This is a genomic window from Flavobacterium amnicola, from assembly GCF_004122165.1.
In the GTDB taxonomy this organism is placed as follows: domain Bacteria; phylum Bacteroidota; class Bacteroidia; order Flavobacteriales; family Flavobacteriaceae; genus Flavobacterium; species Flavobacterium amnicola.
The window spans coordinates 30,684-50,809 of the sequence record NZ_SBKO01000002.1 but is presented as its reverse complement, the minus strand read 5'-3'; the positions used below and the strand labels follow the sequence as shown (position 1 = coordinate 50,809).

Sequence of the window (20,126 nt, the reverse complement as noted above, 5' to 3'; positions counted from 1 at the left end):
TTGTTTTTTTTGGTTAGTTTTTATTAATTGAATAGCTAATTTAACATTTTATTTGAAAAATCACTAAAATTTTATTCGCGATAAAAAACGCGTTTTACTCTAGCGGAAATACTAGTCAAAATTTCATAAGGAATAGTATTGGTTGCTTTCGCGATATCGTTTACTGAAGGATCTTTTCCAAAAATGATTACTTCCCCTCCTTCAAAACAATTAATATCGGTTACATCCACCATTAACATGTCCATGCAAATGCTTCCCAAAATAGGTGCTTTTTTATTGTTGACAAGAACATAGCCTACACCACTACCCCATAGCCTTGAAATGCCATCTGCATATCCAATGGGTATTGTAGCCACTTTTGTTTTTCTAGTAGCTATAAATCGACGTACATAGCTAACGCTTTCACCAATTTCAATAGTTCTGATTTGTGAAATGACAGATTTTAACGTCCCAACATGTTCTAATTTACTTTGCTCGTGTGATTCGTTTGAAACACCATACAAACCAATCCCCAAACGAACCATATCGAACTGTGCTCCTGGATAATTACTAATGCCAGAAGTATTGCAAATATGTCGAATAGGATTAATATTCAATCCTTTCATCAAATAAGTCGAATCGTTATCAAAATCGGTTATTTGCTGCAGTGTAAAATCTTTATGCTCAGGAACATCACTAGAAGCTAAATGTGATAATATACTTTTTATCGTTACCCTTTTGGAATGGCTCAAAATCTCAACTAATTCAGGCAGCATTTCGGTATCGAAACCCAAACGATTCATTCCAGTATTAATTTTAATATGAATCGGGTAGTTTTCCAATTTCTTTTCTTCGGCGATTTTCAGAAAAGCTTTTAATCCACGAAAGCTGTAGATTTCAGGTTCTAATCCATATTGAATAATCGATTGAAAACTGGTCATTTCAGGATTCATCACCATAATGGGCAATTCAATTCCCGCTTTACACAATTCTATTCCTTCATCGGCGAAAGCCACACCCAAATAATCTACTTTATGATGGGCTAACAATTTGGCAATTTCATAACTCCCACTTCCGTAACCAAACGCTTTCACCATCACCATTAATTTGGTTTTAGGGTTCAATTTCGATTTGAAATAGTTCAAATTATGACTTATGGCATTTAGATTAATTTCTAGAACTGTCTCGTGTGTTTTTTCTTCTAATAACGAAACAATATTTTCAAATTCAAATTGACGTGAACCTTTAATTAATATTGTTTCATTGGCAAAATTCAAGTCTTCAAAGGCTTTAATAAAATCCTCTGTAGTTTGGAATGAAACCGCATTAAGGAATTTATTTTTAAACTTCGATACCGTTTCACCGATACAAAAAACACGATTGATTTTATGAGAAATAATCAATTGAGAAACTCTCGAATACAGCTCTTCATCCGACAATCCCGACTGAAAAATATCGGATAAAATCAGTGCCCTTTTTTTATGTTGATTTTGATTTTCAAGAAAGTCTAATGCAATCTTAAGTGATTGAAAATCGGAACTATAGCTATCATCAATTAAAGTACAATTATTACTTCCGTTTTTGACTTTTAATCGCATCTCTACAGGATACAATTCAGCAATTCTTTCTTGAATGGTTTCTTGACTGTACTTTAAATATAGAAGTGTTAAAACACAGTGCATAACATTTTCAAGTGAGGCTTCGTCCGTAAACGGAATGTTCACTTTAAAACACAACTGATTGTAAGTGATATTTAACTCCGAATAATCTTCATACGTATTTTTTTGAAAGAAAACATCGGCATTTCGATCTTGCGTACTCCAAGTAAAGGTTTTGATATTTTTATTCAGAAAAGCTTCAATTGTCTTGTTTTTATTCAGAATTAAGACCTCAACTTCTGTAAACAATCGTAATTTTTCCTTTATTTTTTGAGAAATATTATCAAATCCTTCGTCGTGAGCAGAACCTATATTCGTTAAAATACCAATGGTCGGCTTGATAATTTGCTGCAAATGAGACATTTCACCAACAGTAGAAATACCCGCTTCAAAAATTCCGAAATTGTGATGTTCGTTAATTCCAATCACAGATAAAGGCACACCTACTTGGGAGTTATAACTTTTGGGACTTCTAATGACATTATAATCGGGTGCTAAAAGAAAATTTAGCCATTCTTTGACAATGGTTTTACCGTTGCTTCCGGTAATTCCAATCACAGGGAAATGAAACAGACTTCGATAATAGCTAGCAAAATCCTGAAGTGCTTTCAAAGTATCTTCAACTAAAAGAAAATTGGCTTTACTTTCTAATTCCTGAGGAACATGATTGACCACAAAATAACGAATCCCTTTATTTATAAGCTCTTCGATATATATATGGGCATCATGATTAGGACCAACAAGTGCAAAAAACAATGTTTTTTCGTTGTTCTGGGAAGAACGACTGTCGATAGAAATCGTATTTATCGTCTCCGAAACAGTGTCAAAATTAATATCAGCCTGAATGCTTGCTATAATGTCTTTTAGTAAAACACTCATTATAAATCGTTGTGTTGTGTGTTGGTTTTGATTATTTCTTCATCAATCACATCCATATTGTTACGCATGGCATTAAAGTAGGCAGCACGACTTAGTGGTTCGTATTCTTCTGTTTCTCCTAACAAAACCAAACTATCACTATCGGCTTTTCTAAAACTATAATGCGCTAAATTTCCGGTGCGAGTGCAAACCGCATGCACTTTAGTTACATATTCGGCAGTTGCCATTAAAGCTGGCATGGGTCCGAAAGGATTTCCTTTAAAATCCATATCCAATCCCGCCACAATTACGCGAATTCCAGAATTGGCTAAATCATTACAAACGGAAATAATCTCATCGTCAAAAAACTGCGCTTCATCAATTCCTACTACCTCGCAACCTTGTGCAAGAATTCTAATATTGGCCGCCGCCGGAACGGGTGTAGAACGAATCTCATTTTTATTATGAGAAACCACCATTTCTTCATCATAACGAGTATCGACCGATGGCTTAAAAATTTCCACTTTTTGTTTGGCGAATTGAGCACGTTTTAATCGGCGAATTAATTCTTCGGTTTTGCCCGAAAACATAGAACCGCAGATGACTTCAATCCACCCAAATTGTTCTTTATGATTTACTGTATTTTCAAGAAACATTTTTTATTTTTATGACGATAAAAATGAATAGTTTTTATTACTTTGTAACATAACAAAAATAGTATAAAAGAAATTTGTTCTTCCACTATAATTTAAATTTATTAATAATTTTAGAATAAATTCAACTAAAAAAACAAAACAAACCGATGAAAAAGAAGTTAGAAGCCGAATTAATGAGTATTGCACACCGAATTTTAAAACTTAAAAACAAGGAAGATGTTCGTGAATTACATCACGAAACGCAAAAATTATACGAAAAGCTATCTGTTTTATTGTTTGTTGAAGAAAATTTTGATGAAGTAAAACCAACCATTGGTTTACATGATATTGAAGTGAAATTAGAACACGCTTTCGATTTTGACGAAAAGATTGTTGTGGCCGAACTGAAGGAAGAAGAGGAAGAAGTTAAAATAGTTGAAAAAGCGGAAGTCAAAAAGGAAGAAAAAATAATCAAGACCGAAGCAAAGCCTATTGAAACGCCTAAAGAAGCAGTAAAAGTTGCCGAAGCTCTTCCAGAACAAGTTTTGGAAGAAGTCAAAAAAGAAGAGCCTATTATTGCGATTCCAACTCCTGATAAAAAACAAATTTCTTTCGACGATATCCTGAATACCATTCAACCTGAACCTGTATTTGACCGTGTTTCGGAGGTAAAAAAAGAAGAAATTATTCCGACACCAATTACCAAAATTATTGAAGATAAAATCGAGGAAACTCCAAAAGAAAAAGTAGCATTAACCACCGAATTTGTTCCGGATTTTACAGAAATTGCTTTTGAAAAAGTAAGTGAAAAACCAGCTGCAAATTTGAATGATAAAATGACCAAAAGTTCGGGTTTGACCTTGAACGACAGGGTGGCGTTTGAAAAAAATCTTTTTGATGGAAGCACTGAGGATTTGAATAGAGTAATCTCTCAAATTGCCACGTTCGACAATTTTGAAGATGCCAAGAATTTTATTGATGAAATGGTAAAACCTGATTATAACGAATGGGAAGGAAAAGAAGAATTTGCTTCTCGTTTTATGGAATTTGTGGAAAGTAAATTTGCATAAATGGGAAAGTTATACCTCGTCCCTACTCCTATTGGAAATCTAGAAGATATGACCTTTCGCGCTATAAAAGTGTTGAAAGAAGTTGATTTAATTTTAGCGGAAGACACTCGAACTAGTGGGAAATTATTAAAGCATTTCGAAATTGCTACACACATGCATAGCCATCATATGCATAACGAACACAAGACCGTTGAAAACATCATCAAACGCATTCAAGCGGGAGAAAATATTGCACTGATTTCCGATGCAGGAACCCCTGCTATTTCCGATCCTGGTTTTTTACTTACCAGAGCTTGTGTAGAAAACAATATTGAAGTCGATTGTTTACCAGGAGCTACTGCCTTTGTACCGGCTTTAGTCAATAGCGGCTTACCGAATGATAAATTTGTTTTTGAAGGTTTTTTACCGGATAAAAAAGGGCGTCAAACGCGTTATTTGGCTTTAGCTGAAGAAACACGAACGATGATCCTATATGTTTCGCCTCATAAATTGGTTAAAACGTTAGCAGAATTCATCCAATATTTTGGAGCCGACCGACAAGTTTCCGTTTCTAGAGAATTGTCTAAGTTGCACGAAGAAACCGTTCGCGGTACTGCAGAAGAAGTCTTGAGACACTTTGAAGCCAAACCACCTAAAGGAGAAATTGTTGTATGTGTGGCAGGAAAAACAATATCCAAAGAAAAAAGAAAAGACGATGAATAATATCACCCTTTTTATAGAAAAATTAAAAAACAATACTGGATTTATCAGCTTTCCAGAAACCATTGCTGTTATAGACGAAAACTACCATTTCGCGCCTACTGCATTCAAAAATGGCAATCAACACAACGGAATTGGAGAAAACAATGGCTCCTGTAAAATATTTGCTTTTGCACAATTACATCAGTTGAACCAAGAGGAAACGCTGCGTTTATTTGGTAATTATTATCTAGATGTTATCAATACTCCTAAGGCTGAGGACCATCAAAACATTCGCAACTTTATGCAATTCGGTTGGAATGGAATTGCATTTGATGGAGACGCTTTAGCATTAATTTAGTTCCAAATTCACGAATTCGAACGATTTCCCACTAAACAATCCTTTATCAGAAAGTTTTAAGTCTGGAATTACCAATAAGGCCATAAACGATAAGGTCATAAAAGGTGCTTTTAATGGGCTTCCTAAACTTTTAGCCATTTCATCTATTTCCTGATACAATCGTCCTGCTTCCCAACCATCTTGATCACTCATAATTCCGGCAACAGGTAAAGCTAAGGATTTAGCTTCTGAGCCATTTACAGCACAAACGCCACCTCTATTTTCAATTAACAAATTAACTGCTTTGCAAATTTCTTCGTCAGAAGTTCCCACTACTACAATATTGTGACAATCGTGTGCAACCGAACTCGCAATAGCACCTTGTTTTAATCCGAAGTTTTTGATAAAAGCAATTGCTGGTTTTTCATTACGATAGCGATTCACCACTGCCATTTTTAACACATCATTAGCCACATCAGAAACTAATTTTCCGTTTTGAATCATCGACTTACAATGTATTTCATTGGTGATCAATTGTCCTTCCAAAGCTTCAATCACTCGAATGGTTTCCGCTTTACTGACTACTTCGAAATCCGCTACATCTTTCTTTTCAATATTGAAATTATTAGGGGTTTCAAAAGCCACTTTTTCAACAAAAGAAATGCCATTTTCAGCGACTAAATTTCCATTGATAAACGTTTTTTGAACTTTAAAATGCACTAAATCTTCCACCACAATAAAATCGGCAGCATCATTCACTTGCAGCAATCCTACATTCATATTATAATGATGCACTGGATTAACACAGGCTACTTGCAAGACTTTAAACAAATCCATTCCTTTGGCAACAGCTCTGGTGCACAACGCATTGATATGACTTACAATTAAATCATCCGGGTGTTTGTCATCCGAACAAAACATCATGTTTTCGAAATTATCAGGAAGCAAATCGACTAAAGCGTCAAAATTTTTAGCTGCACTTCCTTCACGAATAATCACTTTCATCCCTAAAGATAGTTTTTCTTTGGCTTCCTCATAAGTGAAACACTCATGGTCGGTCGTAATTCCCGCAGCAATATATTTTTTAATCGGCTCTCCTCTTAGTCCTGGTGCATGACCATCGACGGGTTTGTTAAAATGCTTCGCCCAGGCAATTTTCTTCATTACTTCTTCATCCTCAAACAAAACGCCTGGATAGTTCATCATTTCTGCCAAATAATGAATATCTGGAGAGGCTAATAATTCTTTAATTCCGTCCGAATCAATTACTGCACCAGCCGTTTCGAAGGAAGTTGCCGGCACACAAGAAGGTGCTCCAAAATGGAATTTCAACGGAACTTGTTTGCTATTTTCAATCATGTAATAGACACCCTCTTTTCCCAATACATTAGCAATTTCATGTGGATCTGAAATCGTTCCAACAGTACCATGTAAAACTGCTAGCCTTGCAAATTCAGAAGGAACCAACATAGAGCTTTCAATATGAATGTGAGCATCAATAAATCCAGGAAGAATAAAGGTTTTTACTTCGTGTTCTTTTTCAATAATACTGGTAATTTTTCCGTTTGCTACGGTAATTTCACCTGAATAAATGCGTTGGTTCGCTATATCTACAATTTGTCCTTGAATTTGCATAATCGAATTTAAATTAATGGGATTCAAAAGTAGTTATTTTTATTTGTTGAATTTGGAAATACTATCGATTATACATCAATTTTATTTAACTTTGAAATCTAAGACAATTCTACTCCTTTAAATTAAAATTTATGCGTTGGACATTAAAATCAAAGCCAGAAAAACAAAAAATTCAAGCCTTACAAAATGACTTACAAGTCGATGAAATCATTGCTACTTTACTCCTTCAACGAGGTATCGAAACGTTTGAGCAAGCCAAATCCTTCTTCCGCCCTACTTTAGATGATTTGCATAATCCGTATTTAATGAAAGATATGGACAAGGCTGTAAATCGAATTGAAAAAGCGATTTCAAACGAAGAAAACATTCTCATTTTTGGTGATTATGATGTGGATGGCACTACTGCCGTTTCATTACTCAGCAGTTACCTAAAAAGTTATTATCCTAACGTTGCAACCTACATTCCAGATCGCTATGACGAAGGCTACGGCATTTCTTTCAAAGGCATTGATTATGCTGAAGATAACGGAATTACTTTAATTATTGCCCTCGATTGTGGCATAAAATCTATAGAGCACATTGATTATGCCAATCAAAAAGGAATCGATTTTATCATTTGTGACCACCATCGCCCTGGAGATACTTTACCCAATGCGATTGCGGTTTTAGACCCAAAACGTTCCGATTGTAACTATCCCTATAAAGAATTGTGTGGTTGTGGTGTGGGTTTTAAGTTAATTCAAGCCTTAGCCAAAAACAGAAACCAAACAATTGCCGACTTGATTCCGTATTTGGATTTGGTTGCCACTGCTATCGCTGCAGATATTGTTCCCATCACTGGTGAAAATCGTGTATTGGCAAAGTTTGGATTGGAAGTCATCAATTCCAGTCCGCGTCCCGGAATAAAAGCCTTAATTCAAAACATCAAAAAGAAAATCTTAACCATTACGGATGTCGTTTTTATCATTGCTCCGCGAATTAATGCCGCAGGAAGAATTAAGCACGGAAATGAAGCAGTAGCGTTACTGACAGAATTTGATTTGCAACAAGCCGAACTGTTTGCTTCGGAAATTGAACAACACAATGCCGATAGAAAAGATTTAGACAAACAAATCACCAAAGAAGCCTTATTACAAATTGAAAACAACAACGAAATCGAACGTTTCACAACCGTTGTATACCAAGAGGATTGGCACAAAGGCGTGATTGGAATTGTAGCATCGCGATTGATTGAAACCTACTATCGACCAACATTGGTTTTTACTAAAAGTGGTGATAAATTGGCCGCATCGGCACGTTCTGTAAAAGATTTTGATGTCTATAATGCTTTGGAAGCAAGTTCCGAATATTTAGAACAATTCGGCGGACATATGTATGCCGCTGGAATGACATTGAAAGAAGAAAATTATCAAGCTTTTAAAAATAAATTTGAAGAAGTGGTCCATAAAACCATTCATCCAGATTTATTAATTCCAGAAATTTCGGTTGATGCAGAAATTGACTTATCCGATATTAATGAAAGAATGATGCGCATTTTAAAACAATTTGAGCCTTTTGGTCCCGAAAATATGACTCCGCTTTTTTTGAGTACGAAATTAAATGATACAGGTTACCCCAAAACATTAGGGAATGACAATGAGCATTTAAAATTATTTGTAAAACAATCAGATTCTGAAGGATTTGGCGCTATCGGATTTGGTTTAGGTAAAAAAATAAGTATTGCAAAAGATAGAAAATCATTTGATGCCATCTACTCTATTGAAGAAAACGAATGGAATGGAACGGTAAGTTTACAATTACAATTACGTGATATAAAATAATGAAGCAAAAAAAAGACCCTTACTCCTCTTTAAAAATAAAAGAATTCCAATGGTTTCTTCTCATGCGATTGGGAATGGTATTGGCATGGTCCATGCAGTTTGTATTGATTGAATGGGAAGTCTATCGTCTCACCAAAGACCCCTTATCTTTAGGATTAATAGGGTTAATGGAAGTGATTCCAGCCATAACCATGGCCTTATTTGCTGGGCATATCGTCGATCAGAACGAAAAGAAATCGATGCTGATCAAATGCCTTATCGGATTGCTATTCGTAAGTATTTTATTATGTGTATTGGTGAAACCTGAAATCACGGCAACCTTATCAAAAAACACCACTTTATATGCTATTTATGCACTGGTATTTTTAGGCGGAATTATTCGTGCTTTTATCATTCCTTCTGTTTTTAGTTTATTAGGATTAATAGTTCCGAATGCCGACAAACCGAATGCAGCAGCTTGGAGTAGTTCGACTTGGCAGGTAGCTGCAGTATTTGGACCTGCATTAGCTGGTTTTACTATTGGTTGGATGGGTGTTTTTGGCTCGATGGTTTTGGTGGTCGTAAGTATTTTATTGGCCTTTTTTGCAGTGACAAGAATTGCAGCAAAACCTATTATGAATCCGAAATTAGGCGAACCTATCTTTACCAGCTTAAAAGAAGGCATCACCTTTGTCTTCCAAAATAAAACCGTTTTGAATGCCCTTTCTTTGGACATGTTTGCCGTATTATTTGGCGGTGCTGTTGCCCTACTCCCTATTTTTGCTACCGATATTCTTAAAGTGGGTTCAGAAGGATTCGGAATTTTAAGAGCGGCTCCTGCTGTTGGTGGATTGCTCACGATGTTGGCTGCCACACAATTCGATTTGAATCACAATGCTGGAAAAAAACTTTTAGTTGCCGTTTTTGGCTTTGGAATTTGTATTATTATTTTCGGTCTATCCACAAATTTTTGGATTTCAGTCATAGCTTTATTCTTAAGTGGTGTTACTGATGGCATTTCGGTAGTAATTCGTTCTACCATTTTACAGTTATACACCCCAGATTACATGCGCGGTCGTGTCTCTTCTGTGAATTCAATATTTGTTGGTTCTTCTAACGAATTAGGCGCTTTTGAAAGTGGCTTTACTTCCAAACTTATGGGAGTAGTTCCAGCGGTAGTTTTTGGTGGAATAATGACCTTAGTGGTGGTTGGAACCACAGCAGTAGTTTCTCCTGAATTTAGAGATTTAGATGTTGACAATAAGGGATAAGTAGTAAGTCATAAGCTATAAGGGGTTAGTTTATAAATACATATTATTCATTTCCCTTTTTCTCTTTCCTCATTACGAATAACTAAAAATTGAGCCAAAAAAGCTACCTTTGTGTTTTGCCAAAAAACTATGCAGAATTCAGAAGATTTTATTGAAATCATTGGTGCTCGTGCACACAATCTTAAAAATATAGATGTTAAAATTCCTCGTGAAAAACTAGTGGTAATTACTGGTTTGTCTGGATCTGGGAAATCATCTTTAGCCTTCGACACCATTTATGCCGAAGGTCAACGTCGCTATATCGAAACTTTTTCCGCATATGCTCGTCAATTTTTGGGTGGATTGGAGCGACCTGATGTGGATAAAATCGACGGACTTTCCCCTGTCATCGCCATCGAACAAAAAACGACAAGTAAAAGTCCACGCTCGACCGTTGGTACTATTACTGAAATATATGATTTTTTACGTTTGTTATTTGCAAGAGCCGGTGATGCCTATAGTTACAACACTGGTGAGAAAATGGTTTCCTATTCCGATGAGCAAATCAAAGATTTAATTTCGCTAGATTTTAAAGGAAAACGCATTAATATTTTAGCACCAATTATCCGAGCACGTAAAGGACATTATGCCGAACTATTCCAACAAATAACCAAACAAGGCTTTTTGAAAGTACGCGTTAATGGTGAAGTACAAGATATTTTACCAGGCATGAAACTCGATCGATACAAAACACATGATATCGAAATTGTTATTGATCGATTGGTAATTGATGATAGCTTGGATAATGAAAAGCGACTTAATGAAAGCATTAAAACTGCGATGTACCATGGTGAAAACGTATTGATGATTTTAGATCAAGACACCAATGAAATTCGTTTTTTTAGTCGAAACTTAATGTGTCCGAGTACTGGTATTTCTTATCCAAATCCTGAACCCAATTTATTTTCTTTCAACTCCCCAAAAGGCGCTTGTGAACATTGTAAAGGCCTAGGAATTGTGAATGAAATCAACATCAAAAAGATAATTCCAAATCCGAAATTGTCTATTAAAAATGGTGGATTGGTGCCTATTGGCGAATACAAATCGAGTTGGATTTTCAAACAGTTAGAAATTATTGGAGAAAAATTCAATTTTAAACTGACTGATGCTGTTGAAACCATTTCAGAAGAGGCCATGGAGATGATTTTAAACGGAGGTAACGAAAAATTTTCGATTAATTCGAAAACAGCAGGTGTTACCAAAGAATATAAAATTGAGTTTGAAGGAATTTCCAACTTCATCAAATCGCAGCACGACGAATCCGAGTCAACTTCTATCAAACGCTGGGCAAAAGAATTCATGGATGAAGTCAATTGCCCTGAATGTGAAGGATCTCGATTAAAAAAAGAAGCCCTTTATTTCAAAATCAACAATAAAAATATTGCCGAATTATCCAATATGGATATTTCCGAACTAACCGAATGGTTTGCTAATATCGAAACCAAACTATCCGAAAAACAAAAAGCAATTGCTTCCGAGGTTTTAAAAGAAATTAAAGCCCGTTTGCAGTTTTTAATGGATGTAGGATTGAATTATTTATCCTTAAGCCGTAATTCGAAATCACTATCGGGTGGCGAAGCGCAACGCATTCGTTTGGCCACTCAAATTGGTTCGCAATTGGTTGGGGTACTCTATATTTTAGACGAGCCTAGTATTGGTCTACACCAAAGAGATAACGAAAAGCTAATCCATTCGTTGGAACAACTTCGCGACATTGGTAACTCCGTTTTGGTTGTCGAACATGACAAAGACATGATAGAGCGTGCCGATTATGTGATTGATATTGGTCCAAAAGCCGGTAAGTATGGTGGGCAAATTATTAGCGAAGGAACTCCTAAAGCATTACTTCAGGAAAAAACCACTACAGCTCAGTATATGAGTGGTATAATGAAAATTGAAGTACCTAAAAAACGTCGAAAAGGCAATGGAAAATCTTTAAAACTAACCGGAGCTTCTGGGAATAATTTAAAAAATGTTTCCATCGAATTGCCTTTGGGTCAGTTGATTTGTGTGACCGGTGTTTCGGGTTCTGGAAAATCAACTTTGATTAACGAAACCCTATACCCTATTTTAAACGAACATTTTTTCAACGCCGTAAAAAAACCACAACCCTATAAAAAAATTGAAGGTTTAGAGCATATTGACAAAGTTATTGATATTGATCAAAGTCCAATTGGGCGTACTCCACGTTCGAATCCGGCAACCTACACTGAAGTCTTTACCGAAATTAGAAGTTTATACACGCAAACACCAGAAGCGATGATTCGCGGATACAAAGCCGGTCGATTTAGCTTCAATGTGAAAGGCGGCCGTTGTGAAACCTGCGAAGGAAGTGGCGTTCGTACCATTGAAATGAGTTTCTTACCTGATGTGTATGTCGAATGCGAAAGCTGTCAAGGCAAGCGTTTCAACAGAGAAACTTTGGAAATTCGTTACAAAGGAAAATCCATTTCAGATGTGTTGAACATGACCGTAGATGAAGCAGTGCCTTTCTTTGAAAATATTCCGAAAATCTATCGCAAAATAAAAACCATTCAAGATGTTGGATTGGGTTATATCACCCTTGGCCAACAAAGCACTACGCTTTCCGGCGGTGAAGCACAACGTATAAAATTGGCTACCGAATTATCCAAAAAAGATACTGGTAATACCTTTTACATCATGGACGAACCCACTACAGGTTTGCATTTTGAGGATATCCGAGTATTGATGGATGTAATTCATAAGTTGGTCGACAAAGGAAATTCGATACTTATTATCGAACACAACATGGACGTAATTAAGCTTGCCGATTATATTATTGACATCGGTATGGAAGGCGGAAAAGGCGGTGGTGAAGTCATTGCCAAAGGCACTCCCGAAGAAATTGCAAAAAATAAAAAGAGCTATACTGCGCAGTTTCTAAAAAAAGAATTACTTTAGACGGCTGATTTTTCAGGTGCCTTCGTGAGCCTCAGGCACCAAAATGAAAACTCAAAAAAAATATAGATAATAACGATGAGCAAAATAATTAGATGCTCGAAATGACAAGAAAATGAAAGAAGATTTTTTAAATGAAGATGAAAAAATTCACGATAAGTTAAAACAAAAAACTTGGAACGAGATTCGCACGAACGATTCTTGGGCAATATTTAAAATCATGTCCGAATTTGTTAACGGATACGAAAGCATGGCTAGAATTGGTCCTTGTGTTTCTATATTTGGATCGGCAAGAACCAAACCAGACGATAAATATTACCTTTTGGCAGAGAGTATTGCTTACAAAATCAGTAAAGCGGGTTATGGTGTGATTACTGGTGGTGGTCCTGGAATTATGGAAGCCGGAAATAAAGGAGCACATCGTGGCGAAGGAACTTCCGTAGGATTAAACATTGAATTGCCTTTTGAACAACATTTCAATCCGTATATTGACAAAGACAAAAACCTAAATTTCGATTATTTCTTTGTCCGTAAAGTAATGTTTGTTAAATATTCACAAGGATTTGTAGTAATGCCGGGTGGATTTGGTACGCTAGACGAATTGTTTGAAGCGATTACTTTAATTCAAACCAAAAAAATTGGCAAATTCCCTATTATTCTAGTGGGAAGTCAATTCTGGAAAGGTTTAATTGATTGGGTAAAAGAAATCATGATCAACCAAGAAAAAACCGTTAGCCCTGGTGATATGGATTTAATTCAAATCGTTGATACCGAAGACGAAGTGGTAGCGGCGTTAGATAATTTCTATAAAAAATACAATTTATCTCCAAACTTCTAATAGCAAAACCTTCAGTAAAACTGGAGGTTTTTTTATAACTAAAAAGAAATACATAAAATATTATCTTTAAAATTTGCGAAACCGAAAAGTTGCATATATATTTGCAACTGATTAGTTGCTTAATAAAAAATAAAATGAGAAGAGATGTTTTTCAAGCCATTGCAGATCCAACAAGAAGAGCAATTATTTCTTTAATTGCTATACAAGCAATGACACCAAATACAATTGCTGAAAATTTCAACACTTCCCGACAAGCGATTTCAAAGCATCTGAAAATTTTAACCGAATGTGATTTGGTCAAACAAGAACAACTCGGCAGAGAAATATACTATTCGCTTGAAATAGAAAAAATGAAAGAAATTGATAAATGGTTAGAACAATATAGAAAAATTTGGGAAACTCGTTTTAACCAACTTGATAAGGTATTAACAACACTTAAAAAACTAAAAAATGAAGACTAATTTATTATTTGATTTTCTTGTAAATAAGGAAAACAAAACCATTACAATTCACAAAGAATTTGAGGCTGGTATTCAACTAGTTTGGGACGCTTGGACAAAACCAGAAATTCTCGACCAGTGGTGGGCGCCACTACCCTACAAAAACGAAACCATTTCAATGAATTTCGAAAATGGAGGTACATGGTTTTATGCTATGATAAGTCCAGAAAATGAAAAACATTATTGCAAAGCGAATTATAAAAAAATCGAAAACTTAAACTCATTTTCATACAAAGACGCATTTTGCAATGAAAACGGTGAAGATATGACAGAAATGCCAAGCATGAATTGGACAACTCGTTTTTCTGAAAACAATTCTATTTCAAAAGTTCAAGTAATACTAAATTTTGAAACCGTTGAAGCCTTAGAAAACATCATCCAAATGGGATTAAAAGAAGGCTTCACTATGGCAATAAACCAATTAGAAGATTTATTAACGCAACTAAATAACTAAAAAATGAAAACTAATTTGCAATTCGATTTTACGGTAGATAAATCTGCCCAAAAAGTGTATATCACTAGAGAATTTGATGCCGAACTTCCGTTAGTTTGGGATGCTTTTACCAAAGCTGAATTATTAGATCAATGGGTGGCACCAAAACCTTGGTCATCTAAAACAAAATATATGAATTTTGAAGTGGGTGGAAAACGATTTTATGCCATGGTCAGTCCCGAAGGATTAGAACGTTGGTCAATTCAAGAGTATACTTCTATTACGCCAAAAACCAATTTTAAAATGCACAATGCATTTGCCGACCAAAATGAAAACCCAGAATTACCAGGTTCTAATTGGGACTATAATTTTAGTGAACAAAATGGTATCACAAAAGTACATATCAGCATCTACAACGAATCGCTTGAACGATTAGAAAGAATGATAGAAATGGGCTTTAAAGAAGGCTTTACCATGTCAATTGAAAACTTAGAAAAATTATTGGTAACTTTAATAAAATAATACTATGAAAAAGTATACACTTATTTTTTTGACAGTATTAACGAGCGTTACTTTACTGAGTTGTACAAATTCTCAACAGAATTCAACCAAAAACAGTGAAAAGGATACTATTTCTAATCAAAATTCAACTAAAAAGACAGATATGATAGCTCAAAAAATAACCCCTTGTTTATGGGTAGACAAAGATGCGAAGGCTGTTGTGAATTATTACCTTTCTATTTTCAAGGACGGTAAACTGAAAGAATATAACCAGTACGACAACCCTCCGGAAGCAAAAGCACAAGGTGGTTTAGACACCTTTGAAACGGCTGTTATGGAAATTAATGGTATGGAATTTAGCATTTTAGCAGCCGGTCCGTATTTTAAGTTTAATGAATCTATATCCTTTGTTATTAATTGCAAAGATCAAGCGGAAGTCGATTATTATTGGAATGCCTTGACGGAAAACGGTGGTACTGAAGGATCTTGTGGCTGGTGTAAAGACAAGTATGGATTATCTTGGCAGGTTGTTCCCGTTGAATATTTTGACCTAATCAACAGCAAGGATGTTGCTGTGAGAGAAAAAGCGATGCGAAATACGATGAAACAAAAAAAAATAATACTTTCCGAACTTAAATAACCTTAAAACAATCTGTCAAGCATCTGAAAAATGAAGATCGAAGAGCAAATCAGGACGTATATTGCCAGTCAAACAGATTCCAAACGGAATGAATTAGAAGAATTACATCAATTTATTTTGAAAATAATGCCAGACTGTCAATTATGGTTTTTGGATGGTAAAGATGCGAATGGCAAAATAGTATCCAATCCCAATATTGGTTATGGATTGTACACCATTACCTATAAAGATGGAAAATCTAGGGATTTTTATCAAATTGGTTTGAGCGGAAATACAACTGGAATTTCGGTTTATATCATGGGCATCGAAGATAAAACCTATTTACCACAAAATTTTGGAAATGAAATTGGTAAAGCGAGTGTAACGGGTTATTGCATCAAGTTTAAAACGATAAAAGACATCAATTTACATACACTGGAAGCGGCAATTCGATTTGGTATTGCAAGTACAACTTTAAAATAATCTAAATTATAATGAACGCGTTACAATTGTAACGCGTTCATTAATAATAACCAAACCAAATTTATTCATTAACAAACTATTTAATAGATGCATGATAACATAAAAGGTTGCGTTGAATTAATAAAAAAAGCGTCCCGAATTTAGGACGCTTTTTATATGATGAATTTAGAACAGATTGCTTCGCTTCGCTCGCAATGACTATCCTAAAACTTCTTTTACTTTTTTACCGATTTCTGCAGGAGAATCAACTACGTGAATTCCGTTTTCTCTCATGATGCGTTTTTTAGCTTCAGCTGTATCATCAGCACCACCAACAATAGCACCAGCGTGCCCCATTGTTCTTCCTTTTGGTGCAGTTTCACCAGCAATAAAACCAACAACTGGTTTACGGTTACCATCGGCTTTAATCCATTTAGCAGCATCTGCTTCTAATTGACCACCAATTTCACCAATCATAATGATACATTCTGTTTCAGGATCGTTCATTAACAATTCTACTGCTTCTTTAGTAGTAGTTCCAATAATTGGATCTCCACCAATACCAATTGCAGTTGTAATTCCGAAACCTTGACGTACTACTTGATCCGCAGCTTCGTAGGTTAAAGTTCCTGATTTAGAAACAATTCCAACTTTTCCTTTTTTGAAAACGAAACCTGGCATGATACCAACTTTAGCTTCTTCTGGAGTAATTACTCCTGGACAGTTAGGACCAACTAAACGACAATCTTTTCCTTGGATGAAATCGTACGCTTTAATCATATCTGCCACTGGAATACCTTCAGTAATACAAATGATTACTTTGATTCCTGCGTCAGCAGCTTCCATAATCGCATCAGCTGCAAAAGCTGGCGGTACAAAAATGATAGAAGTATCGGCACCTGCTTGATCTACAGCATCTTTTACTGTATTAAATACTGGACGATCTAAGTGAGAAGTTCCTCCTTTTCCTGGAGTTACACCACCAACAACGTTGGTTCCGTATTCAATCATTTGTGAAGCATGGAAAGTTCCTTCGCTTCCTGTAAAACCTTGAACGATTATTTTTGAATTTTTATTGACTAAAACACTCATAGTATTTGTTTGTTATGTTTAATTTTTAGTGATGCAAAAGTATTAAAAAGTGTTCAGTATTCAGTAACTAGGATCCAGTTTTTTTGAATAAAACACCATTAAAATTTTAAAATTAATTCAATTGGCTCATTTGATACCCACGATACAATTTACCGTCTTTCAACTCCCAAATGACAATAAAATTGGCCAAAACCATTTCTTCTCTAGGGTTTTCGATAGTTTTAACATAGTGAATATAACGTACTGTAACCACTCCATCCTCTTCTAAAAGATGATTAATATAGACACGGGAAGACTCGTATGCCTTTTTTAATTCATCGGCAAGATTTAGCATTTCTTCTTTGTTCATGCGAAGAAACCCTTTACTACTGTGCCAATCTAAAGAAATATCAGGATGTAGGAAATTATCCAACAATTGACTATCTCTCAGTGCATCCGATTTATATAAATTCTTTACAATCTCTTTAGCCTTCATTTTGGTTCAGTTTATTAAGTATTTCGGGTAGTCTTTTAAGATTTGCTAATTGTTTCAATTTTTCACGAGATTCTTCTACTGGTGTTCCAAAGTAAGTTTTACCCCCATCAATCGATTTGGTTACACCTGTTTGTCCCATTACCACAGCTTTCGAACCAATTTTGATTCCACTGGTAGTTCCCACTTGTCCCCACAACGTAACCTCATCTTCAATCACCACACATCCTGCAATTCCAGTTTGAGAAGCGATTAAACATTTTTTACCGATTACAGTATCGTGTCCAACATGTACTTGATTGTCAATTTTAGTTCCGGCACCAATGGTTGTATCTCCAGTAACTCCTTTGTCAATGGTGCACAAAGCACCAATTCCAACATTATCTTCAATGACAACTCTTCCACCAGAAAGCAATTGATCGAAGCCTTCAGGACGTTTTTTATAATAAAAAGCATCGGCTCCTAAAATGGTTCCGGAGTGAATAATTACATTATCTCCAATTACCGTATTATCATAAATTGAAACATTGGAATGAATCAAACAATTACTACCGATTACTACATTATTTCCAACAAAACAGTTCGGTTGAATAATCGTTCCCTCTCCTATTTTAGCCGAAGGGGCAATCGCAACATTTGAAGACTGAAAAGGTCTAAAATGACGGGTCAGTTTATTAAAATCTCTGAAAGGATCATCAGAAATCAACAACGCTTTACCTTCTGGGCATGCTACTTCTTTGTTGATTAAAACAATAGTAGCCGCCGACTGTAACGCTTTGTCATAATATTTAGGGTGGTCAACAAACACAATATCTCCAGGTTCTACAACGTGAATTTCATTCATACCGAGAACAGAGAAATTTTCATCTCCAACAAATTGACAACCAATAATGGTTGCAATTTCTTTAAGTGTATGTGTTTGTGGAAACTTCATTATTATTCTTTTACACGCTCCATATAAGCACCAGAAGCGGTATCAATTTTAATTTTATCTCCTTCGTTAATAAACAAAGGTACATTTACTTGCGCTCCTGTTTCAACTGTAGCTGGTTTAGTAGCGTTAGTAGCAGTGTTTCCTTTTACTCCTGGTTCCGCATAGGTTACTTCCAAAACAATAGAAGCAGGCATATCAACGGCAAGAGGCAAATCGGTTTCTGTATTAATTTGAACCATTACATTAGTTCCTTCTTTCAATAAATCGGGAGCATCTAAAATGTCTTTGTTTAATGTAATTTGCTCAAACGTTTCGTTATTCATGAAATGAAATTGATTTCCTTCAGCATATAAATATTGGAAAGTATGCGTTTCAACACGTACTACATCAATTTTATGTCCAGCAGAAAAAGTATTGTCTAATACTTTTCCATTAGTTAACGATTTCAGTTTCGTTCTTACGAAAGCTGGTCCTTTACCTGGTTTTACGTGGAGGAATTCAATGATTTTATAAATATCGTGATTGTGTTTAATACATAATCCGTTTCTAATGTCTGCAGTACTTGCCATTTTGTTTTATTTCTAAATTTTTATTTATGCTAATTTTTAAATACTTCCGGTGTAGCCTTTCATAATTCCGCGTGATGAATTTCTGATAAAATCTAAAATTTCGTCACGTTCTGGAGTAGCTTCCATTTCGGCTTCGATAATTGCCATAGCTTGAGAAGTATTGTAATTTTTTTGGTATAAAATTCTGTAGATATTTTGCACTTCTCTAATTTTTTCAGAAGTAAAACCTCTACGTCGTAATCCAACCGAATTAATTCCGACATAAGAAAGTGGTTCTTTAGCAGCTTTTGTAAATGGTGGAACATCTTTACGAACCAATGAACCTCCAGAAATCATTGCATGATCACCTATAGAAATAAACTGGTGTACAGCTGCTAAACCACCAATAATAGCAAAATTACCAACTGTTACATGTCCGGCCAAAGCTACTCCGTTTACTACAATCGCGTTATTACCAATATGGCAATCGTGAGCAATGTGTGCCGTTGCCATGATAAGGCAATTGTTTCCAATAGTTGTTTGTCCAGAGGCAACAGTTCCTCTATTAATGGTAACACATTCACGAATAGTGGTATTATCTCCAATTACAGCAAGTGAATCTTCACCACCGAATTTCAAATCTTGTGGCACAGCCGAAATTACTGCACCTGGGAAAATATTACAGTTTTTTCCAATTCTGGCGCCTTCCATGATGGTCACATTAGAACCAATCCAAGTACCTTCTCCAATCACTACATTATTATGAATTGTAGTAAAAGGTTCAATCACTACATTTTTGGCGATTTTTGCACCAGGATGTACATATGCTAAAGGTTGATTCATATC

General features: G+C 35.5%; 20 protein-coding genes. 12 read left to right on the top strand and 8 right to left on the bottom strand.

Annotated features, from left to right (window positions below; genetic code table 11):
• Nucleotides 1-71: 71 nt before the first annotated feature.
• Nucleotides 72-2,516 (bottom strand): bifunctional UDP-N-acetylmuramoyl-tripeptide:D-alanyl-D-alanine ligase/alanine racemase, encoded by a 2,445-nt coding sequence (locus EQG63_RS05720; RefSeq protein WP_129435389.1) that lies wholly within the window; start codon nucleotides 2,514-2,516, stop codon nucleotides 72-74.
• Nucleotides 2,516-3,151 (bottom strand): thymidine kinase, encoded by a 636-nt coding sequence (locus EQG63_RS05715; RefSeq protein ID WP_129435387.1) that lies wholly within the window; start codon nucleotides 3,149-3,151, stop codon nucleotides 2,516-2,518. Before EQG63_RS05715 ends, EQG63_RS05720 begins: the two co-directional genes overlap by 1 nt.
• A 146-nt stretch (nucleotides 3,152-3,297) precedes the next feature.
• Between EQG63_RS05715 and EQG63_RS05710 the strand changes: the two genes are divergently transcribed.
• The 3 genes from EQG63_RS05710 to EQG63_RS05700 are packed head-to-tail and all read left to right on the top strand — an operon-like array spanning nucleotide 3,298 to nucleotide 5,239.
• Complete coding sequence (locus EQG63_RS05710; protein ID WP_129435384.1) at nucleotides 3,298-4,200, top strand: hypothetical protein; 903 nt, start codon at nucleotides 3,298-3,300, stop codon at nucleotides 4,198-4,200.
• Complete coding sequence (gene rsmI / locus EQG63_RS05705) at nucleotides 4,201-4,902, top strand: 16S rRNA (cytidine(1402)-2'-O)-methyltransferase (protein ID WP_129435382.1); 702 nt, start codon at nucleotides 4,201-4,203, stop codon at nucleotides 4,900-4,902.
• Nucleotides 4,895-5,239: a HopJ type III effector protein gene (locus EQG63_RS05700; protein WP_129435380.1), complete on the top strand. Its 345-nt coding sequence runs from the start codon at nucleotides 4,895-4,897 to the stop codon at nucleotides 5,237-5,239. The genes rsmI and EQG63_RS05700 overlap by 8 nt, the downstream gene beginning before the upstream one ends.
• On the opposite strand, the gene ade is transcribed toward EQG63_RS05700, so the two are convergent.
• Nucleotides 5,231-6,853, bottom strand: coding sequence for an adenine deaminase (ade, locus tag EQG63_RS05695; RefSeq protein WP_129435884.1), 1,623 nt, complete (start codon nucleotides 6,851-6,853; stop codon nucleotides 5,231-5,233). The genes EQG63_RS05700 and ade overlap by 9 nt on opposite strands.
• Nucleotides 6,854-6,984: 131 nt before the next feature.
• Here ade and recJ point away from each other — a divergent pair, with 131 nt between their 5' ends.
• The 9 genes from recJ to EQG63_RS05650 all read left to right on the top strand — a co-directional run bounded on the left by recJ (nucleotide 6,985) and on the right by EQG63_RS05650 (nucleotide 16,255).
• Entirely contained in the window at nucleotides 6,985-8,673 is a 1,689-nt protein-coding gene (gene recJ, locus EQG63_RS05690) for a single-stranded-DNA-specific exonuclease RecJ (protein WP_129435377.1), read from the top strand.
• Entirely contained in the window at nucleotides 8,673-9,923 is a 1,251-nt protein-coding gene (locus EQG63_RS05685) for an MFS transporter (RefSeq protein WP_129435375.1), read from the top strand. The genes recJ and EQG63_RS05685 overlap by 1 nt, the downstream gene beginning before the upstream one ends.
• Before the next feature lie 129 nt (nucleotides 9,924-10,052).
• Complete coding sequence (uvrA, locus tag EQG63_RS05680) at nucleotides 10,053-12,884, top strand: excinuclease ABC subunit UvrA (protein WP_129435373.1); 2,832 nt, start codon at nucleotides 10,053-10,055, stop codon at nucleotides 12,882-12,884.
• A gap of 112 nt (nucleotides 12,885-12,996) precedes the next feature.
• Nucleotides 12,997-13,719 (top strand): LOG family protein, encoded by a 723-nt coding sequence (locus EQG63_RS05675; protein ID WP_129435371.1) that lies wholly within the window; start codon nucleotides 12,997-12,999, stop codon nucleotides 13,717-13,719.
• Between the two features lie 134 nt (nucleotides 13,720-13,853).
• Nucleotides 13,854-14,180, top strand: coding sequence for an ArsR/SmtB family transcription factor (locus EQG63_RS05670; RefSeq protein ID WP_129435369.1), 327 nt, complete (start codon nucleotides 13,854-13,856; stop codon nucleotides 14,178-14,180).
• Entirely contained in the window at nucleotides 14,170-14,673 is a 504-nt protein-coding gene (locus EQG63_RS05665) for an SRPBCC family protein (protein ID WP_129435367.1), read from the top strand. The genes EQG63_RS05670 and EQG63_RS05665 overlap by 11 nt, the downstream gene beginning before the upstream one ends.
• 3 nt (nucleotides 14,674-14,676) lie before the next feature.
• The gene (locus tag EQG63_RS05660; protein ID WP_129435365.1) at nucleotides 14,677-15,174 is read left to right on the top strand and encodes an SRPBCC family protein; all 498 of its coding nucleotides are present in this window, start codon (nucleotides 14,677-14,679) and stop codon (nucleotides 15,172-15,174) included.
• Nucleotides 15,175-15,178: 4 nt separating this feature from the next.
• Nucleotides 15,179-15,793 (top strand): VOC family protein, encoded by a 615-nt coding sequence (locus tag EQG63_RS05655; protein ID WP_129435363.1) that lies wholly within the window; start codon nucleotides 15,179-15,181, stop codon nucleotides 15,791-15,793.
• 30 nt (nucleotides 15,794-15,823) lie between these two features.
• Nucleotides 15,824-16,255 carry a DUF1801 domain-containing protein gene (locus EQG63_RS05650; RefSeq protein WP_129435361.1) on the top strand — a complete coding sequence of 144 codons (432 nt, stop codon included), beginning with the start codon at nucleotides 15,824-15,826 and terminating at the stop codon, nucleotides 16,253-16,255.
• A gap of 198 nt (nucleotides 16,256-16,453) precedes the next feature.
• Here EQG63_RS05650 and sucD read toward each other — a convergent pair whose 3' ends face one another.
• The 5 genes from sucD to lpxA all read right to left on the bottom strand — a co-directional run bounded on the left by sucD (nucleotide 16,454) and on the right by lpxA (nucleotide 20,123).
• Entirely contained in the window at nucleotides 16,454-17,326 is an 873-nt protein-coding gene (gene sucD, locus EQG63_RS05645) for a succinate--CoA ligase subunit alpha (protein ID WP_129435359.1), read from the bottom strand.
• A 112-nt stretch (nucleotides 17,327-17,438) separates the two neighbouring features.
• Entirely contained in the window at nucleotides 17,439-17,801 is a 363-nt protein-coding gene (locus tag EQG63_RS05640) for a nuclear transport factor 2 family protein (protein WP_129435357.1), read from the bottom strand.
• The gene (locus tag EQG63_RS05635; protein ID WP_129435355.1) at nucleotides 17,791-18,732 is read right to left on the bottom strand and encodes a UDP-3-O-(3-hydroxymyristoyl)glucosamine N-acyltransferase; all 942 of its coding nucleotides are present in this window, start codon (nucleotides 18,730-18,732) and stop codon (nucleotides 17,791-17,793) included. Before EQG63_RS05635 ends, EQG63_RS05640 begins: the two co-directional genes overlap by 11 nt.
• A 2-nt stretch (nucleotides 18,733-18,734) precedes the next feature.
• Nucleotides 18,735-19,301: an elongation factor P gene (gene efp / locus EQG63_RS05630; protein ID WP_129435353.1), complete on the bottom strand. Its 567-nt coding sequence runs from the start codon at nucleotides 19,299-19,301 to the stop codon at nucleotides 18,735-18,737.
• Nucleotides 19,302-19,337: 36 nt separating this feature from the next.
• The gene (gene lpxA, locus EQG63_RS05625) at nucleotides 19,338-20,123 is read right to left on the bottom strand and encodes an acyl-ACP--UDP-N-acetylglucosamine O-acyltransferase (protein WP_129435351.1); all 786 of its coding nucleotides are present in this window, start codon (nucleotides 20,121-20,123) and stop codon (nucleotides 19,338-19,340) included.
• Nucleotides 20,124-20,126 lie beyond the last annotated feature (3 nt).